The 17,660-nt window shown below is 59.4% G+C and carries 20 protein-coding genes; all 20 read left to right on the top strand.

The window, feature by feature from the left end; all coding sequences use genetic code 11:
- The first annotated feature begins 5 nt into the window (after window positions 1–5).
- The 20 genes from murA to VB144_04425 all read left to right on the top strand — a co-directional run bounded on the left by murA (window position 6) and on the right by VB144_04425 (window position 17,652).
- The gene (gene murA / locus VB144_04520; GenBank protein ID MEA4882924.1) at window positions 6–1,286 is read left to right on the top strand and encodes a UDP-N-acetylglucosamine 1-carboxyvinyltransferase; all 1,281 of its coding nucleotides are present in this window, start codon (window positions 6–8) and stop codon (window positions 1,284–1,286) included.
- A 115-nt stretch (window positions 1,287–1,401) separates the two neighbouring features.
- Window positions 1,402–2,166, top strand: a complete 765-nt coding sequence (locus VB144_04515) for an FtsQ-type POTRA domain-containing protein (protein ID MEA4882923.1) — start codon at window positions 1,402–1,404, stop codon at window positions 2,164–2,166.
- A 99-nt stretch (window positions 2,167–2,265) separates the two neighbouring features.
- Window positions 2,266–3,522: a cell division protein FtsA gene (ftsA, locus tag VB144_04510; GenBank protein MEA4882922.1), complete on the top strand. Its 1,257-nt coding sequence runs from the start codon at window positions 2,266–2,268 to the stop codon at window positions 3,520–3,522.
- A 24-nt stretch (window positions 3,523–3,546) separates the two neighbouring features.
- On the top strand, window positions 3,547–4,608 hold the full coding sequence (gene ftsZ / locus VB144_04505) for a cell division protein FtsZ (protein ID MEA4882921.1): 1,062 nt from the start codon (window positions 3,547–3,549) through the stop codon (window positions 4,606–4,608).
- A gap of 394 nt (window positions 4,609–5,002) precedes the next feature.
- A complete protein-coding gene (locus tag VB144_04500; protein MEA4882920.1) occupies window positions 5,003–5,218 on the top strand; it encodes a group II intron maturase-specific domain-containing protein in 216 nt (71 codons plus the stop codon).
- A gap of 1,358 nt (window positions 5,219–6,576) precedes the next feature.
- Window positions 6,577–7,536: a sigma-E processing peptidase SpoIIGA gene (locus VB144_04495; GenBank protein MEA4882919.1), complete on the top strand. Its 960-nt coding sequence runs from the start codon at window positions 6,577–6,579 to the stop codon at window positions 7,534–7,536.
- Window positions 7,537–7,550: 14 nt separating this feature from the next.
- Window positions 7,551–8,291 carry an RNA polymerase sporulation sigma factor SigE gene (gene sigE / locus VB144_04490; protein ID MEA4882918.1) on the top strand — a complete coding sequence of 247 codons (741 nt, stop codon included), beginning with the start codon at window positions 7,551–7,553 and terminating at the stop codon, window positions 8,289–8,291.
- Between the two features lie 261 nt (window positions 8,292–8,552).
- Entirely contained in the window at window positions 8,553–9,326 is a 774-nt protein-coding gene (sigG, locus tag VB144_04485) for an RNA polymerase sporulation sigma factor SigG (GenBank protein ID MEA4882917.1), read from the top strand.
- Between the two features lie 15 nt (window positions 9,327–9,341).
- The gene (locus VB144_04480; protein MEA4882916.1) at window positions 9,342–10,055 is read left to right on the top strand and encodes a stage II sporulation protein R; all 714 of its coding nucleotides are present in this window, start codon (window positions 9,342–9,344) and stop codon (window positions 10,053–10,055) included.
- Between the two features lie 97 nt (window positions 10,056–10,152).
- Window positions 10,153–10,410 carry a YlmC/YmxH family sporulation protein gene (locus VB144_04475; GenBank protein ID MEA4882915.1) on the top strand — a complete coding sequence of 86 codons (258 nt, stop codon included), beginning with the start codon at window positions 10,153–10,155 and terminating at the stop codon, window positions 10,408–10,410.
- 33 nt (window positions 10,411–10,443) lie between these two features.
- On the top strand, window positions 10,444–10,950 hold the full coding sequence (locus tag VB144_04470) for a Hint domain-containing protein (GenBank protein ID MEA4882914.1): 507 nt from the start codon (window positions 10,444–10,446) through the stop codon (window positions 10,948–10,950).
- A 54-nt stretch (window positions 10,951–11,004) separates the two neighbouring features.
- A complete protein-coding gene (locus tag VB144_04465) occupies window positions 11,005–12,270 on the top strand; it encodes an HlyD family efflux transporter periplasmic adaptor subunit (GenBank protein MEA4882913.1) in 1,266 nt (421 codons plus the stop codon).
- 78 nt (window positions 12,271–12,348) lie between these two features.
- Window positions 12,349–13,059 carry a YggS family pyridoxal phosphate-dependent enzyme gene (locus tag VB144_04460; protein MEA4882912.1) on the top strand — a complete coding sequence of 237 codons (711 nt, stop codon included), beginning with the start codon at window positions 12,349–12,351 and terminating at the stop codon, window positions 13,057–13,059.
- Window positions 13,060–13,074: 15 nt separating this feature from the next.
- Entirely contained in the window at window positions 13,075–13,875 is an 801-nt protein-coding gene (locus VB144_04455) for a S4 domain-containing protein (GenBank protein ID MEA4882911.1), read from the top strand.
- Complete coding sequence (locus VB144_04450; protein MEA4882910.1) at window positions 13,859–14,338, top strand: DivIVA domain-containing protein; 480 nt, start codon at window positions 13,859–13,861, stop codon at window positions 14,336–14,338. The genes VB144_04455 and VB144_04450 overlap by 17 nt, the downstream gene beginning before the upstream one ends.
- 70 nt (window positions 14,339–14,408) lie before the next feature.
- Window positions 14,409–14,708: a DUF5665 domain-containing protein gene (locus VB144_04445; protein ID MEA4882909.1), complete on the top strand. Its 300-nt coding sequence runs from the start codon at window positions 14,409–14,411 to the stop codon at window positions 14,706–14,708.
- A gap of 47 nt (window positions 14,709–14,755) precedes the next feature.
- The gene (locus VB144_04440; GenBank protein ID MEA4882908.1) at window positions 14,756–15,322 is read left to right on the top strand and encodes a TraR/DksA C4-type zinc finger protein; all 567 of its coding nucleotides are present in this window, start codon (window positions 14,756–14,758) and stop codon (window positions 15,320–15,322) included.
- 121 nt (window positions 15,323–15,443) lie between these two features.
- Window positions 15,444–15,890, top strand: coding sequence for a signal peptidase II (gene lspA, locus VB144_04435; protein ID MEA4882907.1), 447 nt, complete (start codon window positions 15,444–15,446; stop codon window positions 15,888–15,890).
- A 3-nt stretch (window positions 15,891–15,893) separates the two neighbouring features.
- Entirely contained in the window at window positions 15,894–16,676 is a 783-nt protein-coding gene (gene lgt / locus VB144_04430) for a prolipoprotein diacylglyceryl transferase (GenBank protein ID MEA4882906.1), read from the top strand.
- A gap of 28 nt (window positions 16,677–16,704) precedes the next feature.
- On the top strand, window positions 16,705–17,652 hold the full coding sequence (locus VB144_04425) for an RluA family pseudouridine synthase (protein MEA4882905.1): 948 nt from the start codon (window positions 16,705–16,707) through the stop codon (window positions 17,650–17,652).
- The last annotated feature ends 8 nt before the right edge of the window (window positions 17,653–17,660 follow it).

The following is a 17,660-nucleotide window of genomic DNA, read 5'->3' as shown; positions in this document are numbered from 1 at the left end:
CCGCCATGGATTCGCTGAAAATAGCCGGAGGCGCGCAGCTCGGGGGAAAGGTGCGGGCCAGCGGCGCCAAGAATTCCTGCCTCAAGCTGCTTGCACTTGCAACAATGGCGACTGGGAAGTGCACCATCGGGAATGTGCCAGGCATTACCGATGTAGATACCATGTGCGATCTTCTTAGAATGCTTGGGGCCAGCGTATGCTCGCTGCGGCCTGATACGGTTGTGATCGACCCGAACTGCATGTCCTCCTGTGAACCGCCGGAGTCGATGGCGAGGCGGATGCGAGCCTCGGTGCAGTTGCTGGGGCCTCTTCTTGCGAAGTTTGGCGCGGTGAAGATGCCATTTCCCGGGGGTTGTCCACTGGGATCTCGACCGATAGATCTGCATCTCAAGGGGCTTGCCGCGATGGGCGCTGAGTTCTCAGAGGAGCACGGATATGTGATCGGCAAGGCGTCCCGGCTTGTCGGGGCGGACATTCATCTGGATTTCCCGAGTGTGGGGGCTACGGAAAACTTGATGGCAGCCGCATGCCTTGCATCTGGCGCCACAATCATAAGGAATTCAGCCCGCGAGCCCGAGATCGTGGACCAGCAGAACTTCCTTGTGCGCATGGGGGCTGAGATCCGGGGCGCAGGCACCGACACCATCAGGGTAACGGGAGTGAGCTCACTCGGATCAACGAACTACTCGGTCATGCCCGACAGGATAGAGGCCGGAACATATATGATCGCTGCTGCCGCCGCCAGCGGGGATGTGACAGTATATGACGTGGTCCCTGAGCATCTAGAAGCGCTCGCAGCGAAGCTATCTGAGGCTGGGGCGTCTGTTGTCTTCTCAGAGGACTCCGTGCGGGTCATCATGAACGGCAGGCCAGAGCCGATCACCGTGAAGAGCATGCCCTACCCGGGGTTTCCCACCGACCTTCAGGCGCCTATGGCCGCGATGCTTTCCACATCGCGAGGAACGTCCGTGATCACGGAGAACATCTTCAACAGCAGGTTCAGATATGTGGATGAGCTTGTGAGGATGGGCGCGCAGATAGGGGTGGACGGCCGCACTGCGGTAATACGGGGAGTATCTGAGTTGACGGGAGCTCGGGTGTCAGCTCCTGACATTCGAGCGGGAGCGGCCCTCATCATTGCGGGTCTAGCTGCGTGTGGAGAGACAGTGATAGATGGGGTAGACCACATCCAGCGGGGATACGACGGGATAGCGACCAAGCTCGCGTCGATCGGAGCGAAGGTCGAACTCATGACGGACGTCCCTATCGCTGCCGCCGCCGACTGATGCGCCCCGGAGTCGCCTCTCGATTATGCCGCACGATCATGCCGCATAGTCAACGAGCCAGCCTCGAGCATGGTATAATGGGGTCAGGCGCGTCACCGTCATGGGGGTGTGGGAAGTGCCTGACTCCTCCGACATTTTGGACATTGAAGAGGAACAGCCAGTCAAGCCCAAACGGGCTCTCACGTTTCCGGCGGCGGCTCTCCTTTTCGTGGTGTTTGCAGCACTGGCAGGGCTGAACTCGCCGTATTTCCGAGTTCACGGCGTCACGGTTCAGGGCGCCAACTACCTCTCAGATCAGGAGATTCTCCTCATCGCTGATGTTCCCCGTGAGGTGAACATTTTCCTGGTCCGCACCAGGGAGATCCGGCGACGGCTGATGGCAGCCCCTCGCATATCCTCGGCTGCTGTGGAGAGGGTGTGCCCCGACACCATAAGAATATCCCTAACAGAACGGGCAACTGTCGCTTACATACCATACGCTGGCTTTTTCATTGAGGTTGATGCGGACGGACGAGCCGTGGCGGTGTCGGAGGCAATCACTGATCGCGATATCCCGGTCATAGTCGGCCTGGCCCCGTCCTATGTTGCCGTGGGAGAGGCCGTGCGGCCGGAGGGTCCTGTGATGGTCGGCTCAATGGTCGGGCGGGAGCTTGCGATGAGGCAGATACCAAACATCTCGGAGGTTGACGTTTCACGCAAGGATGACATCGTTGTCAGGACCTCTGATGGCATCAAGGTGTACATGGGGAAGCCCGCGGATGTCGAATCTCGCGCGAGGGTGCTGGATTCCATTCTCGCTTCAGTGAGGGAGCAGGGCCTTGATGTTGAGTATATCGACATACGAGTGGAGGCCAAGCCGGTAATCCGCGTCAGGAGATAAGTGAATGCGTGCGAAGGGTTTTCTGCGGCGCATCTCGAATAGTGGGCTGTAATGCGAACGCGCCAACGTGCCAACGGCGATCAGGCGGAGGGGACGCTCTTGGGCAAGAAGGACATGACAGTAGGTCTCGACATTGGATCGAACAAGATCTGCGTGCTCATCTGCGAGCGCGGAGATGACGACATCCTCGAGGTGGTCGGGGTCGGAACAGGCCCTTCCGCCGGGCTCAGGCGCGGCGTGATTGTGGACATCGATTCTGCCGCCGCAGCAGTATCCGATGCGGTTGCCCGGGCTGAGAATATGTCCGGGTGCGGTGTGGTATCGGTCGTTGCGAGCGTTTCCGGCGCCCATGTATCATCCATGAACAGCAAGGGCGTTGTGGCCGTCGGGCGCACGGATCGTGAGATCGCTCAGGAAGATGTGGACAGGGTGCTTGAGGCTGCGAAGGTGGTGGCGATCCCCCCTGATAGGGAGGTCGTCCATGTGCTTCCGCGTGAGTTCATTATCGATGGTTGCCGTGGAATACGGCGGCCGATAGGGATGACTGGAATCAGGCTCGAGGTGGAGACTCACATCATCACTGGTTCCGCTACATCCATCCAGAACGTACATAGGGTCGCTGCACGCGCGGGGCTCGAGGTGGAGCAGGTGGTCCTGCAGCCTCTCGCAGCGGCCGAGGCGGTCCTCGCAGGGCCTGAGAAGGAACTAGGTGTGCTGGTGGTGGATATCGGCGGAGCAACCACCGACATCGCGGTTTTCCTTGAGGGCAGCGTGCAGCATACAGCCGTGATCCCGGTGGGAGGCGGCCACATCACCAACGATATTGCGCTTGTGCTGCGCATTCCTGTTGCGTATGCTGAGGAACTGAAGATTCGGTACGGTGCTGCCCGTGCCGATATGGTTGGTGCGGACGAGCTGTGCGGACCTGCAGCGCAGCAGAGCGGCAGCGTGGCGTCGGGCGTTCCCGCTTCGCAGATCTCGAGGAGGCAGTTATGCGAGATCATCGAGGCCCGCGTGGCGCAGATTATGGACATGGTCAAGGCTGAGGTCGGGCGCGTAGGCCTCCTCAGTCAGCTTCCCGCCGGAGTGGTCGTGACGGGAGGAACCGCCGAGATGAGGGGCGTTATCATCTGTGCGCAGGACGCTCTTCAGTTGCCGGCGCGGCTCGGCGTTCCCACAGGTGTGTCTGGCATGGCAGACGTTGTTGCGAACCCTACGTATTCCACAGCCGTAGGGCTGGTGAAGTACGCTTGGGCTCAGTCAGGGCTTGCCTCGGCAGCACCTGTGAAACAGCGCAGGCAAGGTGGATTCGTAAGCGGTGTGCGGCAGTGGTTCCGCGATATCTTCTCCTCTTAGGGCGAAGGGCAAGGGGGATGCGTGGTGTTTGAACTAGAACTCGAGAGCGAGCATTTGGCTAACCTCAAGGTAGTGGGGGTTGGCGGCGGCGGAAGCAACGCGATAAACAGGATGATCACTTCTGGGCTCAAGGGTGTCGAGTTCGTGTCCCTCAACACCGACGCTCAAGCCCTGCGCATGTCGGATGCTCCGAACAAGATCCAGATCGGAGAGAAGCTCACCAAAGGCCTGGGCGCAGGCGCTAACCCTGAGGTCGGCAAGAAGGCCGCCGAGGAAAGCCGCGACGAGCTAGCCCAGATACTCGATGGCGCCGACATGGTGTTCATCACTTGCGGGATGGGCGGTGGAACAGGCACCGGCGCCGCGCCCGTGATCGCTGAGATCGCAAAGGAACAGGGCGCGCTCACCGTTGGCGTCGTCACCAAGCCGTTCTCCTTCGAGGGAAGGCGGCGAATGAGCCAGGCCGAGCAGGGCATTGCAGGCCTCAAGGGCAAGGTCGACACGTTGATAGTGATCCCCAACGATAGGCTTCTGCAGGTGGTGGAGAGGAAGACGTCAATCATTGAGGCATTCCGCATTGCCGATGACGTTCTTCGCCAGGGAGTTCAGGGCATCTCCGACTTGATAATAGTTCCCGGACTCATCAACCTGGATTTTGCTGATGTCAGAACCATCATGACAGATGCCGGGTCTGCTCTCATGGGAATCGGCCTTGCCACGGGAGAGCAGCGCGCGGTTGAGGCTGCGCGAGCGGCAATCTCCAGCCCTCTCCTGGAATCCTCTGTCGAGGGAGCGAAGGGGATACTCATGAACATCACCGGATCATCCAGCTTAGGCCTGTTCGAGGTGAACGAGGCGGCTGAGATAATATCGAGTTCAGCGGATCCGGATGCGCTCGTGATCTTCGGAGCGGTTATCGACGAACAGATGGGCGATCAGATCAAGGTGACGGTGATCGCGACGGGCTTCGAAGGGGCGAAAACCAAGTCTTTGCCTAGGCGCGAGAGCTCCGGGAGGGTGGAGATCAAGCCCTTGGCCGGCGCCGACGACCTTGACATACCTCCATTCCTGCGGCGGACCAGGTAGGCCTGCCAGCGGTATTCCGTGTTCAAGAATCGAAAACGAAGCGGCGCGATCCGGCAGAACCGGGCGCGCCGCTGTCATTGTGTGCCCGACATGGTCGTTGCCTGAGGGGTGAAAGTCCCCGATGGTGGAGCAGCAGTAGCCATAGCTTAAGGCAAGGGTGTCCGCCATACTTGCATGTCCATTGGGCTGAGCTCAAGCAATCGCTGCTCAGTGGGACCTACAAGCCAAGCCCTGTACGCCGGCGCGAAATCCCGAAGCCGGGCGGAGGCGTAAGGCTTCTGGGGATACCCACCGCATTGGACCGTTTCATTCAGCAAGCTGCTCTACAGGTGCTGACGCCGCTGTTTGAACCCACGTTCTCCGAGCACAGCTACGATTTCAGGCCGGGCGGAGCATGGCCAGCCGCATTCGCGAGCTCAACTCCTACCTGCGAGGTTGGATGGGATACTACCGAATCGCGCGGACCTCGAGCGTATACCAGGAGATGGATCAATGGATACGACGACGTCTGCGGATGTGCCTGCTGAAGCAATGGAAGAGGCCCAAGACGGTGCGGCGAAACCTCGTCGCTCTGGGCATCCCCAGCGAGTGGGCGAGCATGATCAGTTGATCGCGCAAGGCATACTGGCGACTTGCGAACACCCCGCAGATGAGCAAAGCCCTTGATTTCGCCAGTAGGCGAGGCCGAGGGCTTCTGAGCGTGGTGGATCTCTACGCGCAGAATTCCTAAGGTTTCATGAACCGCCGTATGCCGAACGGCACGTACGGTGGTGTGGGAGGACAGGGGCTAGACGCCCCCTCCTACCCGATTTCCCCGGGTTCGGGTCCGTGGTCGTGACCGCGACGGTGACCGTGATCGTGACCGCGACGGTGACCGTGGTCGTGACCGCGACTGTGCCTGTGACCGAGACTGCCAGCTGCTGTGTGCAGCTCTGAGCTCTGCAGATGCTCCGCGCCTGGAGCATTCCCTTGGCATCGCGGAGGGCAACGTCCCGCCTGCCGCTTACGGCCGCTGATACGAATCCGCGATTCTTGAGATTCCGGTCCCGCAGGCGCTCAATGTCGATCAAACCGGCAGCGTCGCGCGCTCAATGCCACTCGATTCGACATTGACCACGGGGTCAGTGTCCATTCCGTCGACATTGACACTCTCGCTCCAGCAGTCGAGGTTCATGCGGGTTCATTGAGCTCGTCTCACTGCTGGGTTCGTCGACACTACCGCCCCGCGACTCGGTCGCGCTTCGTCAGGCGGCGCGGGCTGCAAACCTGAGCGCTCCGCGAAGGTCCGCGAAGGTCCGCGAAGGTCCGCCGTGATCCGAGTGCGTTTCCGTGAGGTTTTCCGCGAAGGTGTACGAATCTGACCCAGGCTATCCCGCAAGGTGGTTGAAATTGGATCAGTTCGACTCATTCTCACGCTGGATCGTGTGGAATGGGGGGTATATGGGCGCTCAAGTTGGCTCAAATTGGCTAAAGCCGGCCCGTATATGGAAAAATCTAGGTGAAACGAGATTGCTGGGAGCGCTTTTAGGGCGTTGCAGGGTCCGAAATCCCCCGTAGGTATGCGCTGTGGCGGTCAACCTGGGTCAGAAGCGCCCATCTCTCGTGAAAACCTGGTCGCTCCGCGTCCTGGTTGCACCTGGATACCGTGCCGGGTATGCAAAGCGCGCGAATCCGGGAGGAGACTGATCAGTGCTGGATTCGTCGACATTATCGCCCCGCGACTCGGTCGCGCTTCGTCAGGCGGCGCGGGCCCGCAGCCGTGCCTCAACCAGCCAGGTTCCTCCCTCGTCTGCGAGCGGTGCATACTGCAGAACGGCCTGAGCAGCATCGATATTGCTCGGCAGGCCTCTCGTCTAGAGCCGACAGCGTTTGTGGAACCGGGATGATACACTTGGCCCGGCGATTCATTGAAGGAAAGCAGACCACTCTCCAGTACAATATCCGAGAGCGAGGAAGGGAGGCTGGATGATGATTCGCATTTACGTTGACTCCTTGCTCCTGGTTTTCGGAAGCACCTTTGTCCTCGATTTCCTCACACTGTGGGCCATCAGGCAGATCGGCGCAGGAGGCAGCGGGCAGTCAGGCTCATCAGTTCGATCGGGGCAATCAGTCCGATCGGGGCAGTTAGGGCAGGCGCGGCTAGTTGGACGCGGACGGTTGGCAGCTGCCGCCGCCTTCTCGGCTGGAGCGTTCACCATTGCTGCAATGCTGGCGGATGCCGGACTTATGACTCTCTCTTCTCCAGGATCCCTTTTCGCTGGGGCGGTGATAGGAGCGGCATCGCTCCTGATTGCGTTCCCTGCCATGTCGGGCAGGACGCTCGCAAACGCGCTATTCTGCAGATACCTTCTGACCATCATGGCGGGAGGCGCAGGCATGGCTGCCTCGATTGCGACTTCCGGCAATACCGCCGCATCGTTCATCGCGGCGTCAGGCACGGTGCTCTTGATATCGGAGGCAGGCTGGGGAGTGGTTCACCGTGGAATCAGAGACGGTCTTTTCTTCGTTCCGATCTCGATCAGTTTCGATGGGGAAGCAGTATCGGTGTGGGCTCTGATCGACACAGGGTGCCGGCTTCGCGACCCAGTGTCGGGCAACCCCGTCATCATAGTGGAATACGCCGCCATAGAGAGCCTCATCCCACCGGAGATACGCGAGCCGGTGCGCAAATCGGAGGAGGACTTCACCGCAGCCGCGTATGCCATTGCAGGTTCGAGGTGGTCTGCCCGATTCCGGGCGATACCCTACTCCTCCATCGGTCAGGATGGAGGGCTGATGGTCGGCTTCCGACCAAACGAAATCCGCGTAGTAGATGGGAGGCGCCGCATTGCGACGTCGAGGGCTGTTGTGTGCATCCACTCATCCCGACTTTGTCATGATGGCAGGTATTGCGCTCTCATGAACCCTGACATACTCACTGCTGCGTGAGTGCAGAGGAGGGTATGAACATGGCACGCTGGATCGAGCGGGTGACATGGGCAGCAAGGCTGCTGCTTGTCCGCTTTCTTCGCTGGTTCGCTTTGTCGGATGACCCGATGGTCAGGTACGTGGGGAGCAGCGAGACACTCCCTCCTCCGCTCAGCTCAGATGAGGAGACTGCGCTAATACACAGGCTGAGCGGCGGCGCAAACGATGTAAAGACCGAACTCGTGGAGCGAAACCTCAGGCTGGTAGTGTACATTGCGCGCAAGTTCGAAAGCACGGGGCTTGGCGTTGAGGATCTGGTGTCCATCGGCGCCATCGGCTTGATCAAGGCTGTGAACACGTTCGATCCTCACAAGGGAATCAAACTTGCGACCTATGCATCACGATGCATCGAGAACGAGATTCTCATGTATCTGAGAAAGAGCAGCAGACTGAGGAGTGAGGTCTCGTTTGACGAACCGCTCAACATCGACTGGGACGGAAATGAACTGCTCTTGTCCGACGTGTACGGCACCGATGAGGATCTGGTGTATCAGGCGCTAGAGAATGAGGTGGACCGCGCTCTGCTGGGGCAGGCCTTGAGCGCGCTATCCGGCAGGGAGAAGCGCATCATGGAACTGCGGTTCGGATTCGCGGACGGGCTGGAGAGGACACAGAAGGAGGTCGCAGATCTTCTGGGGATCTCCCAATCCTACATATCCAGGCTCGAGAAGCGTATCATCACCAAGCTGAGACATCAGATGAGCCAGGCGGAATAGGGGGCGGTTTCAGAGCCGACTGCGGATGCAATGAACAACCCATCGCATCTAAATCCATCCGAATCCATCCCAATCCGTCCCGCCCCGATCCCGGCCACATCCGGCGATAGCGATTCCCCGGCGTAGGCATCCAGCTGACGTCGGGGTTCTCTATTTGTGAAAATAATTCCAATTTGGTATCCATCAGCGGAATAAAGGCTGGATAGGGGAGCAATACTGCTAGTGCAGGTCCCCAATGCGAGATAGTGGAGTGGTTCCGAAATGGCGCTGAACAAGGTCGAGATATGCGGTGTCAACACCTCCAAACTCCCAGTGCTGTCCAGCACCAAGATGCGTGAGCTCCTAGAAGCGGTGCGAGATGGGGATGATGAGGCGCGCGGGAGGCTGATCTACAGCAACCTCAGGCTGGTGCTGTCGGTGATACAGCGCTTCACGAACAGGGGAGAGTACGTAGATGACCTGTTTCAGGTGGGGTGCATCGGACTCATCAAAGCCATCGACAACTTCGACCTATCCCAGAACGTCAAGTTCTCAACCTACGCAGTGCCGATGATCATCGGCGAGATCAGGCGCTACTTGCGAGACAACAACCCCATCCGGGTGTCGCGTTCACTGCGGGATATCGCATACAGGGCTCTTCAGGTCCGTGACAGGCTGATGTCGCAGAACTCGAAAGAGCCGAGCGTCACCGAGATCGCGGATGCTCTGGGCGTGAAGAGAGAAGAGGTGGTCTACGCCCTCGACGCGATCCAGGAGCCGATCTCCTTGTTCGAGCCCATCTATCACGATGGAGGAGACCCGATCTATGTCATGGATCAGGTCTCAGATGACAAGAACGTGGATGTGAACTGGCTCGAAGGCATATCGATAAAGGAAGCCATGTCGAAGCTGTCGTCACGGGAGAGGCTCATCCTCAAGCTGAGGTTCTTCGAGGGCAGAACTCAGATGGAAGTGGCAGATGAGATAGGGATATCGCAGGCGCAGGTATCGAGGCTGGAGAAGGCGGCGCTGAAGCATATGAGGCGCTCGATGTGAAGGAAGGTTGGCATATTGGCGCACGAAGCTAGAGCACGGGCAATAACATGCGGCCTGATTCTGGCAGCGATGATCCTCGCATGGGCGGTGGCAGGGGCGAGGTCGGCCGGCGCGCGTGATGAAGTGACCTACGCGTTCAACTCGTCGAACCTAATAAGGCTGCACGTAGTCGCGCCAGGCAATGATGGCGCCAGCCAAAGGCTTAAGCTTGCAGTTCGCGATGCAGTACTCACTGAATCATGGCGAGCGATCTCAGGCGCAACCAGCTCACGCTGGGCCATGCGCGCGCTTTCCCAGAACCTTGGCAAGATCGAGCTTGCTGCGAGAGATGCGGTAGGCAGGGCAGGAGTCGACGCACCGGTCGCCGCCACCTTAGGCATGTCACGTTTCCCTGCGGCAGCTTACGGAAGAACTGCCTTCCCCGCCGGGGACTACCCAGCCCTGGAGGTGGTGATAGGGCTGGGCGCCGGCGCCAACTGGTGGTGTGTGCTGTTTCCTCCGTTGTGCCTAGTGGACCTGAATCGTGCGAGGATACTTGAGACAGACATCACGTTGACAGGGGCGGACCGGGGCCTCGAGAGAGGCCTCCCGGCGAACGGGCGGATCGCGCTGGAGTTTGCTGCTGGGCTTTGGACGGCCGGGCCATCCACGGCATTGCTGGAGTGGAATCTTCCGGCGTGGGTAGCGCGGTTGCTCCGGCTGCCCGATTTCCGGCAGGCGAGCAAGTAGAGGGTCTTCGCTGGTTCGAAGGTCGAGAGTCGATGCACCAACCCAGAGAACCATGCATACAATGGCAGGGGTTCAGTACACGCTGGGAGGCGCCGACATGATACAGCGCACATCCGATCTGCGGACCAAGGAAGTGGTCAGCGTGAACGATGGGAAAAGGCTGGGCTACATATTCGATCTGGAGGTTGACATGGACACAGGCAAGGTGACCAGTTTCATCATACCTGGGAGTGGAAGGCTACTGGGATTCCTGGGCCGAGGGGGCGAATTGGTGCTTGAATGGGATCGGATAAGGAAAGTGGGTCTTGATGTCGTGCTTGTGGATGATTCCGGCCTTGAATCCGCGAACGGGTGATGGTATACTTTCGCCTGCCGGAGGCGATGAAATTTGCAGTGTTGCCTATCTCAGGACACGTCCATAATCATAAAAGACGAGGAAGGACAGATCCTACACGTCAACCTCGGTTACTTCGACCCTGTTATCGAAGAAGACAGCCTCGAACACAGCCTATCGCAGTTCAAAGTGCTTACCCGCGCCGGATGGACCGAACTCCTCTCAATCGGGCGGAGGCAGCTATGGGAGGGAGAGCCTCTCTTTCACGTGAAAACACGACTAGGCAGGCTGTCCCTCACCGGAGAGCAGAAACTCGTGGTGAGGCGCGGCGTGGATGAGGCAATCCTTCAGGCCCAGGAACTCAAGGCAGGAGATGCCCTGCTCATGAGGGATCCGCCGAAACTAGGCAAGAAAGCGCCGCTCGTGAACTTGGAGGCTCAGTATCGAGCCTACGGCGTCCTTTCTGTCGATCGGACCACAGGCTATCTGGGATACATATATGAGATCGATACGGAGGACCACACACTCGTGGCGAATGAATTCCTCGTGAGGTGCATGTGATATAATTGCTGCATGAGGTCCAGCTTGCACCGGAGTACGAGGAGATCGAGCGCCATGAACAATCTGATCAGCGGTCGACGCAGGGTTCAGGAACGTACGGCTGCCGAGCGTGCCCTGAACCTCTTCATGCTGGCCGTGGCCATCGCGGTGGTCGCGGTCCTGTCTTATGTTCTCTTGGCCACCATCCGAGGCAATCTGGCTGGTCGATTCACCCAGGCCGCAGTCGCACGAAACGGCTTCATCGAGATTTCAATCCCTGCTAGAGCAGTTATAGTACGGGATGAGAGCGTCGCTATCACCCCAATCAGCGGGGTGCTTCACTACGCTGTCGGCGAAGGCGAGATGGCAGCTCCGGGAACTGTAGTCGCGGAGATTCGCGACCAATCTGCCACTGGAACACCCAAGCAGCAGCCTTCCGAATCCAATGACAACGCGAACCGATCCGCCGTCGATTCCTCGCTGAGAGAGAGGCGGGAACGGGAGCGTATATCGACAATCCGCGTTCAGATGGCATTGAAAGAGGAAGAAGCCAAGGCGTACGAAGAGCGAAAAGATACCAAGAACGCGAATAAGGCCCGTTCGGAACTGTCGGCGCTCAGAGCAAGGGAGCGCGAGGCGGAGTCGTCGCTTGCCCGGATTCAGGAGGAATCCCGCGCCGCCGCGGCCGAGGCAGCCAGCGCTAAGAGTGAATCGAATGCTGCCTCAGCACGCGCGTCCGCGGTCCTTCGCGCTAGCGAATCCGCGCTGATCTCCCGGCATATGGATGGGCTCGAGTCGGTGTACAGGCCGGGCAATCCCGATCTGCTGAATGCGGACCCCGGGGCCCCAGGCGCAGTCTCAAGGGACTGCGCCGAGGGAGAGCAGGTGTCAGCAGGGATGGCAGTGTTCCGAGAGGTGCAGAATTACCAGACGAATCTCGTCATCTTCGCGAATTACCGGGAGGGGGCCGCGCCCAGGCGGGCGCAGCGAGTGAGAGTGCGCTTTCCCAGGCTTGCGTCTGAGGCAGTAGGCGCCACGATCCTGGAAACGCGGAAACGCGAGGATCTGGGGGACAATACATGGGCGATCCACGTCGCCATGGATAGATATGCTGCATCCCTCACCAATCTGCGCACCGAACGGGTGGATCTGGTCACCGACTACGTGGGCGGGGTGGTAGTCCCCGAAAGCGCGCTGGTGCGCACAGGCGACTCAGATGCTGTATACGTCCTGCGCTCCGACAGATACACCCTGAAGAAGGTGTCGGTGCTGGGGAGAAACGGGTCTGAAGCAGTAGTCGAGGGAATCCGCGAGGGCGATCGAGTGCGAGTTAGGCTGTGACTGGGCCCATAAGTGCTGCAAAACAGAGGAATAGTCGCTCGGACGGAGAATATCTAGCCTTACGTGAGGTGGGCATCTTTGGCATCCATTTCGGATAACATCGAACACGTGCGCGAGGCCATCGCCTGTGCGGCAGGCAGGTCCGGGCGGAGTGCGTCAGAAGTGATGCTGGTGGCGATCACCAAGAACGTTGATGCATCGCGGATCACGGAGGCGGTATCCGCCGGAGTGCAGGATCTAGGCGAGAACAGGGTTCAGGAGGCCACTTTGAAGATCCCTCTGGTTTCGGCTGCAGCAGGCGCCGGGAGTCGCCTGGTATGGCATCTCGTTGGGCATCTGCAGAGGAACAAGGCCAAGCGCGCCGCTGAGTTGTTCACCATCGTCCACTCACTGGATTCGGAGGAACTCGCGGATGAGCTCAACCGGAAGTGCGAGGCGATGGGCCGGACTCTGGATGTGCTGCTCCAGGTGAATATCTCGGGAGAGGCTACGAAATCCGGCATCAGGCCTGAGGATGCCCGGGCATTCGCCATCGGAATGCCGAAGTACGAGCATCTCCGAATGCGCGGCATCATGACAATCGCGCCGTACTCAGCTGACCCGGAGTTGGCTCGGCCCGTTTTCCGCGAGGCGCGCAGGCTAGTCCAGGATCTCTCAGGGTTGCGTCTGAGCAACGTGTCTCTTGACCATATTTCCATGGGGATGTCCGGCGACTACGCAGTAGCCGTCGAAGAAGGGGCGACGATCGTCAGGGTGGGGTCCGCGATATTCGGCCCACGGACTTACTGAGATCGAGGTGTATCAATGCAGGAGGAGCGAGGGGAGCAATTCGTTGCCACTGTGATGGATAGCGCATCGCAAGCGGCGCAGTCAGGAGTGCCGGCGCTCACAGGATTTCTTGACCAGGAAAGCCAGGATGCCGCCAGGCAAGCCCTGGCGTCCGCTTCCGATGTAAGGGCCAGGTTCTACGGAGGGTACAGAGGAGCACAGCGCAAGAGGCTCGCAGTGATGCCATCGGGTTTCCCCGATGAAACATATGACCCGGAGATATCGTTCTTCTACTTGAGGCCCCTCGGGGAGCAGTGGGATGATGACGCCGCTGTGATTGCAGCACTGCGCGGGCTGGGCGTCGTGAGAGATGAAATAGGAGACATCTTCCGCTCCGATGCGGGATGGCAGGGAGTCATCTCGTCTTCGGCCTTCAGACATCCCACAGCGGAAGCGCGGACCCGGCAACACGGAGATGACCTGTGCGAACTGGATATCGCGGAGGTATCCTTTCCCGGGCAGGCTGCGAAGGCCATCAGAGCAACGGTGGCGTCCATGAGGCTCGATGCTGTTGCGGGCGCTGGATTCCCTGCGTCCCGCACAAGGCTCGCGCAGGAGATCAAGGCAGGCAGGTTCAAGGTGAACGGAATTATGGCCGATTCGCCGTCATCGCGTGTGTCCCCTGGCGATGTGGTTGTCTGCCGCGGCCGCGGCAGGCTGGTGGTTGAGGAAGTCCCAGGTGAGACCAAGCGCGGGCGCATCTCCGTGATCCTCAAGCGATACTCCGTGTACACCCCAAACACTCGGGAGGAGGCGCCACATGCTCACACCACTTGAGGTGCATTCCAAGCAGTTCTCCACTCGATTCGGCCGGTACGACGCCAGGGAAGTGGACGAGTTCCTCGACCTGGTGGGGCAGAGCTACGACCAGCTATACCGGGAGAGCACCGAGCTCCGAGAGAAGGTCAAGGTCCTGTCGGAGCAGCAGGAGCATACCGATGGAATCAGCGAAACACTAAAGCAGACCCTGCTCACAGCCCAGCAGGCAGCTGAGCAGACGAGGAGAAACGCCGAGGAGAAGGCTAAGCTCATCGTGGAGAGGGCGGAACTCCAGGCTGCCGAGGCCTTCGACAAGATGGAAGACAGGGTTCGCACCCAGGAGAAGCGCCTCGCCGACCTAACGGCCCAGGAGGGCACGGTTCGCGCGCGCATGAAAGCTATCCTCGAAGCCTACCTGGAAATGCTCGATAGCAGCGCCTCCGATTTCGGTGTTAGGCAGGCCGCCGCTACTCGAGAGTGAGCTTTCGGGGGAGTCGAGATGAAACAAATCTGCCGCACCCGGGAAGACTAGCCCCCATGAGGTGTAACGGGTGCGTAGAAGACGGGGGCGCGGCAGAGTAGACTCCCTGATCGTGAGCCTAGCTGAGCTTGCGAAGCGCCTCGACGACGCCAGCGTGGCGGAGTATGTGGAGTTCATGCGCTCACCCCGAAGGGTGGCCTGGTTCAACTTCGTTGCAGGCATAGCCAGGGGCTTCGGCATAGCTATCGGGGCATCGGTCCTCATGGCGGTCTTTCTCTACATCCTGTCTGTCGTGATTGAACTGAATGTGCCCATCATAGGGAAGCTCATAGCAGACATCGTGAAATTCGTCGAGCACTACCGATCATAGACGCACACCCTCGACACCTGCAGGCAGTAACACACGGAGGGACGCACATGGATCCGGCATCTCTTGGCATCTTCAAGGCGAAACTGGCTGCGGCAAGAGCTAAGGCGACAGAGAGGATCGAGGGCGTTGAGAAGGCGGCGGAGTTCGACCGGCCAGAGTCGGAGTGGAGCGGCGAACTGTCAAGCTACGATAATCACACCGGCGACAGTAGCTCCGCTCTGGAGATGCGCTCCATCAGCCTAGGGCTCATAAACCATGGTGAAGACACACTCGCGCAGATCGACGCGGCGCTCGACCGGGTGGAGAGCGGAACCTACGGCAAGTGCGTACGCTGCGGCATCGACATACCCGAGGAGCGTCTTCATGCCATACCCTGGGCCGCGAGCTGCGCCGAGTGCGGCGCGCGCAGTCCATCTCCTGTGGGAACAGGCACATCCAGGCCAATCGAGGAGGAGGTCATCAGACCTCCGTTCGGAGGCAGGAGCACCGCCCATGCTTACGATGATCCAGGCATCCACGGAGAGGACATATGGGACGAATTGGCTGAGTATGGGACTGCCAACAGCCCGCAGGACGAGGAATCGTTTGGATCCGGCGGCCCTGATGCCAGGTAAGCGCTGGCGACTGGGCGACGGACGCGGGCGACGGACGGGGCGACTGGAGCGCAGTTTACGGCGATTAGCAGGTGTGTTACAATACTGATCGAACCTTGGGCGGGCTATGGAGTTGGGAGCTGTGGCGCTTTTCCTGATATCTTCGTGGGTTGTTCTTCTCGACCAGATATCTAAAGCAGTGATCATGCGGCGCCTTGATCTCTACGAGGTCGTGCCGTGCCTCGGGGGGTTCGTTCGCATTACGCACGTTCGGAACGCCGGAGCGGCGTTCGGCATGCTTCAGAACAAACAGAACCTTTTTACTGCGGCGACGCTGCTTGCGGCGGCGCTTGTTCTGGTTTTCCACCAGCGGATCCCCAAACGGGAGTGGCCTGTTCGGACCGGGCTTGCGCTTGGCTTAGGCGGTGCAGTGGGCAACCTCATCGATAGGATTCGATTTTCGAGTGTGGTGGATTTCGTCGAGATCAGTCCGTGGCCAATCTTCAACCTAGCTGATAGCGCCATCGTTCTTGGGGTCGCCCTGATCCTGCTGTGGATCTTGCGCGTCCCCGGTCGGAAGGAGGAGTAGTTAGTGTATCCTGTTCTGTTCAAGCTTTGGAAGCTTCCGGTCTACTCGTGGGGCCTTTCTCTCGCCCTCGCGTTCGTGGCAGGCACATTGTTCGCCTCATCGCGGGGCAAGAAGAAGGGTATCAGCTCAGACAATATTATCGACCTCGCGCTCTTCGTATGCATTGGATCGATCTTGTTTGCGAGAATCCTGTACGTTCTGCTCAACATCGGAGAGTATGCCGCCCGTCCCGTCAGCGTGTTCTATATGCGCGATGGAGGGCTCTCGTTCTTCGGCGGTCTGGCAGGCGGCGCACTGGTGGGGATCATGTACTGCAAGAAACAGAAGGTGCAGATCGGCAGCATGGCTGATGTGATTGCTCCTGCAGTGGCTCTGGGTTACGCCATAGTCCGCATTGGCTGCCTACTGAACGGGTGCTGCTACGGAGTGGAGAGCCACGTGGCGTGGGCTATGAAGGCCGCCGGAGATGGGATCTTGCGCCATCCAACCCAGATCTATTCGGCAATCTACAGTGTCATCATCCTGTTCGTACTGCTAGCGATCGAGGCAAAGAAGAAGTTCGAGGGCGAGATCCTCTGGCTGTACGTGGGCTTCTACTCGGTCGCTAGGTTTATCGTAGAGTTCTGGCGGGAATCCCCGCGGGATTACTTCGCTCCATTCACCTCTACGCAGGTGCTCTGCGTAATCCTTGGCATACTCGCATTCGGAGTCGTCTCCGTGTACTCCCGCGCCTCCTCGACCCCATCTGCTGGGGCGAATCGGGCGAAGCCTTCCACCAAGGCATAGGTTTGCAGTGGTGGAACGAGATGGCGAGATGAACGCCGAGAAAGTGTTCACATTCTCGCCGGCCGAGGCCGACGAGCTATCCAGGCTTGATGTGTACCTTGCGAAGGAGCGGGCTGCTCCTTCGCGTTCTTTTGTGCAGAAGCTTATCGAGGATGGCAGGGTAAGGGTCGATGGCAGAATCGAGAAGAAGCCTTCATACAAGGTGAAGCCCGGTGAGAGCATCGAGGTGGAGATCCCTCCTCCCAAGCCCGAGCCGGCCTGGCTGGAGCCTCAGGCGATCCATGTCGACATCATCTACGAAGATGGCGACATCATGGTTATCAACAAGCCGAGAGGGATGGCTGTGCATCCAGGAGCTGGCCGCAAGACTGGAACCCTTGTTAATGCTCTTCTTGGAGCAGGAATTGGCCTGTCTGGCATAGGAGGCGTGCTGCGGCCGGGGATCGTGCATCGGCTTGATCGGGATACTTCTGGCGTAATGCTTGTAGCGAAAAACGACATCGCTCACTTAGGGCTCGCGGCTGACCTGGCCGCGCATCGAGTTGGCAGGCATTACCTGGCCATCCTCAGAGGGAATGTGGCTGAAGACGATGGGGTCGTGGATGCTCCAATCGCCCGGCGCCCTGTGGATAGAAAACGCCAGACCGTGTCGGTAGGCGGGAGGAGGGCAGTAACCCGATTCCACGTTGAGGAGAGGTATGGCGACTACACTCTGATAAGGGCGAAACTGGAGACTGGCAGAACACACCAGATAAGGGTGCACATGCAGTACATCGGGAGGCCTGTAGCGGGCGATCCGACCTACGGCGGAGTGGTTGGAGAGCTAGGCCTTCGAGCTCAGGCCCTACACGCGTTCCGAATCGAGTTCGTCCACCCCCGAACCGGAGAGAACATGAGCTTCGAGGCCCCGATGCCCGATGACATGGAAACCGCCCTCCATGCACTGAGAGCTCGCGGGCCGCGGAAAGCTCGGTAGAGCCCCCT

The organism is Clostridia bacterium, from assembly GCA_034926675.1.
In the GTDB taxonomy this organism is placed as follows: Bacteria; Bacillota; DTU025; order DTU025; family DTU025; genus JAYFQW01.
Note: the sequence above shows the minus strand (reverse complement) of the source record. Positions and strands in the feature narration are given on the sequence as shown.

Coding starts and splice junctions, on each gene's coding strand:
- murA (MEA4882924.1), top strand. CDS start 6: ATGGATTCGCTGAAAATAGCCGGAGGCGCGCAGCTCGGGGGAAAGGTG.
- VB144_04500 (MEA4882920.1), top strand. CDS start 5,003: ATGGCCAGCCGCATTCGCGAGCTCAACTCCTACCTGCGAGGTTGGATG.
- VB144_04495 (MEA4882919.1), top strand. CDS start 6,577: ATGATTCGCATTTACGTTGACTCCTTGCTCCTGGTTTTCGGAAGCACC.
- sigE (MEA4882918.1), top strand. CDS start 7,551: ATGAACATGGCACGCTGGATCGAGCGGGTGACATGGGCAGCAAGGCTG.
- sigG (MEA4882917.1), top strand. CDS start 8,553: ATGGCGCTGAACAAGGTCGAGATATGCGGTGTCAACACCTCCAAACTC.
- VB144_04475 (MEA4882915.1), top strand. CDS start 10,153: ATGATACAGCGCACATCCGATCTGCGGACCAAGGAAGTGGTCAGCGTG.
- VB144_04465 (MEA4882913.1), top strand. CDS start 11,005: ATGAACAATCTGATCAGCGGTCGACGCAGGGTTCAGGAACGTACGGCT.
- VB144_04455 (MEA4882911.1), top strand. CDS start 13,075: ATGCAGGAGGAGCGAGGGGAGCAATTCGTTGCCACTGTGATGGATAGC.
- VB144_04450 (MEA4882910.1), top strand. CDS start 13,859: ATGCTCACACCACTTGAGGTGCATTCCAAGCAGTTCTCCACTCGATTC.
- VB144_04440 (MEA4882908.1), top strand. CDS start 14,756: ATGGATCCGGCATCTCTTGGCATCTTCAAGGCGAAACTGGCTGCGGCA.
- VB144_04425 (MEA4882905.1), top strand. CDS start 16,705: ATGAACGCCGAGAAAGTGTTCACATTCTCGCCGGCCGAGGCCGACGAG.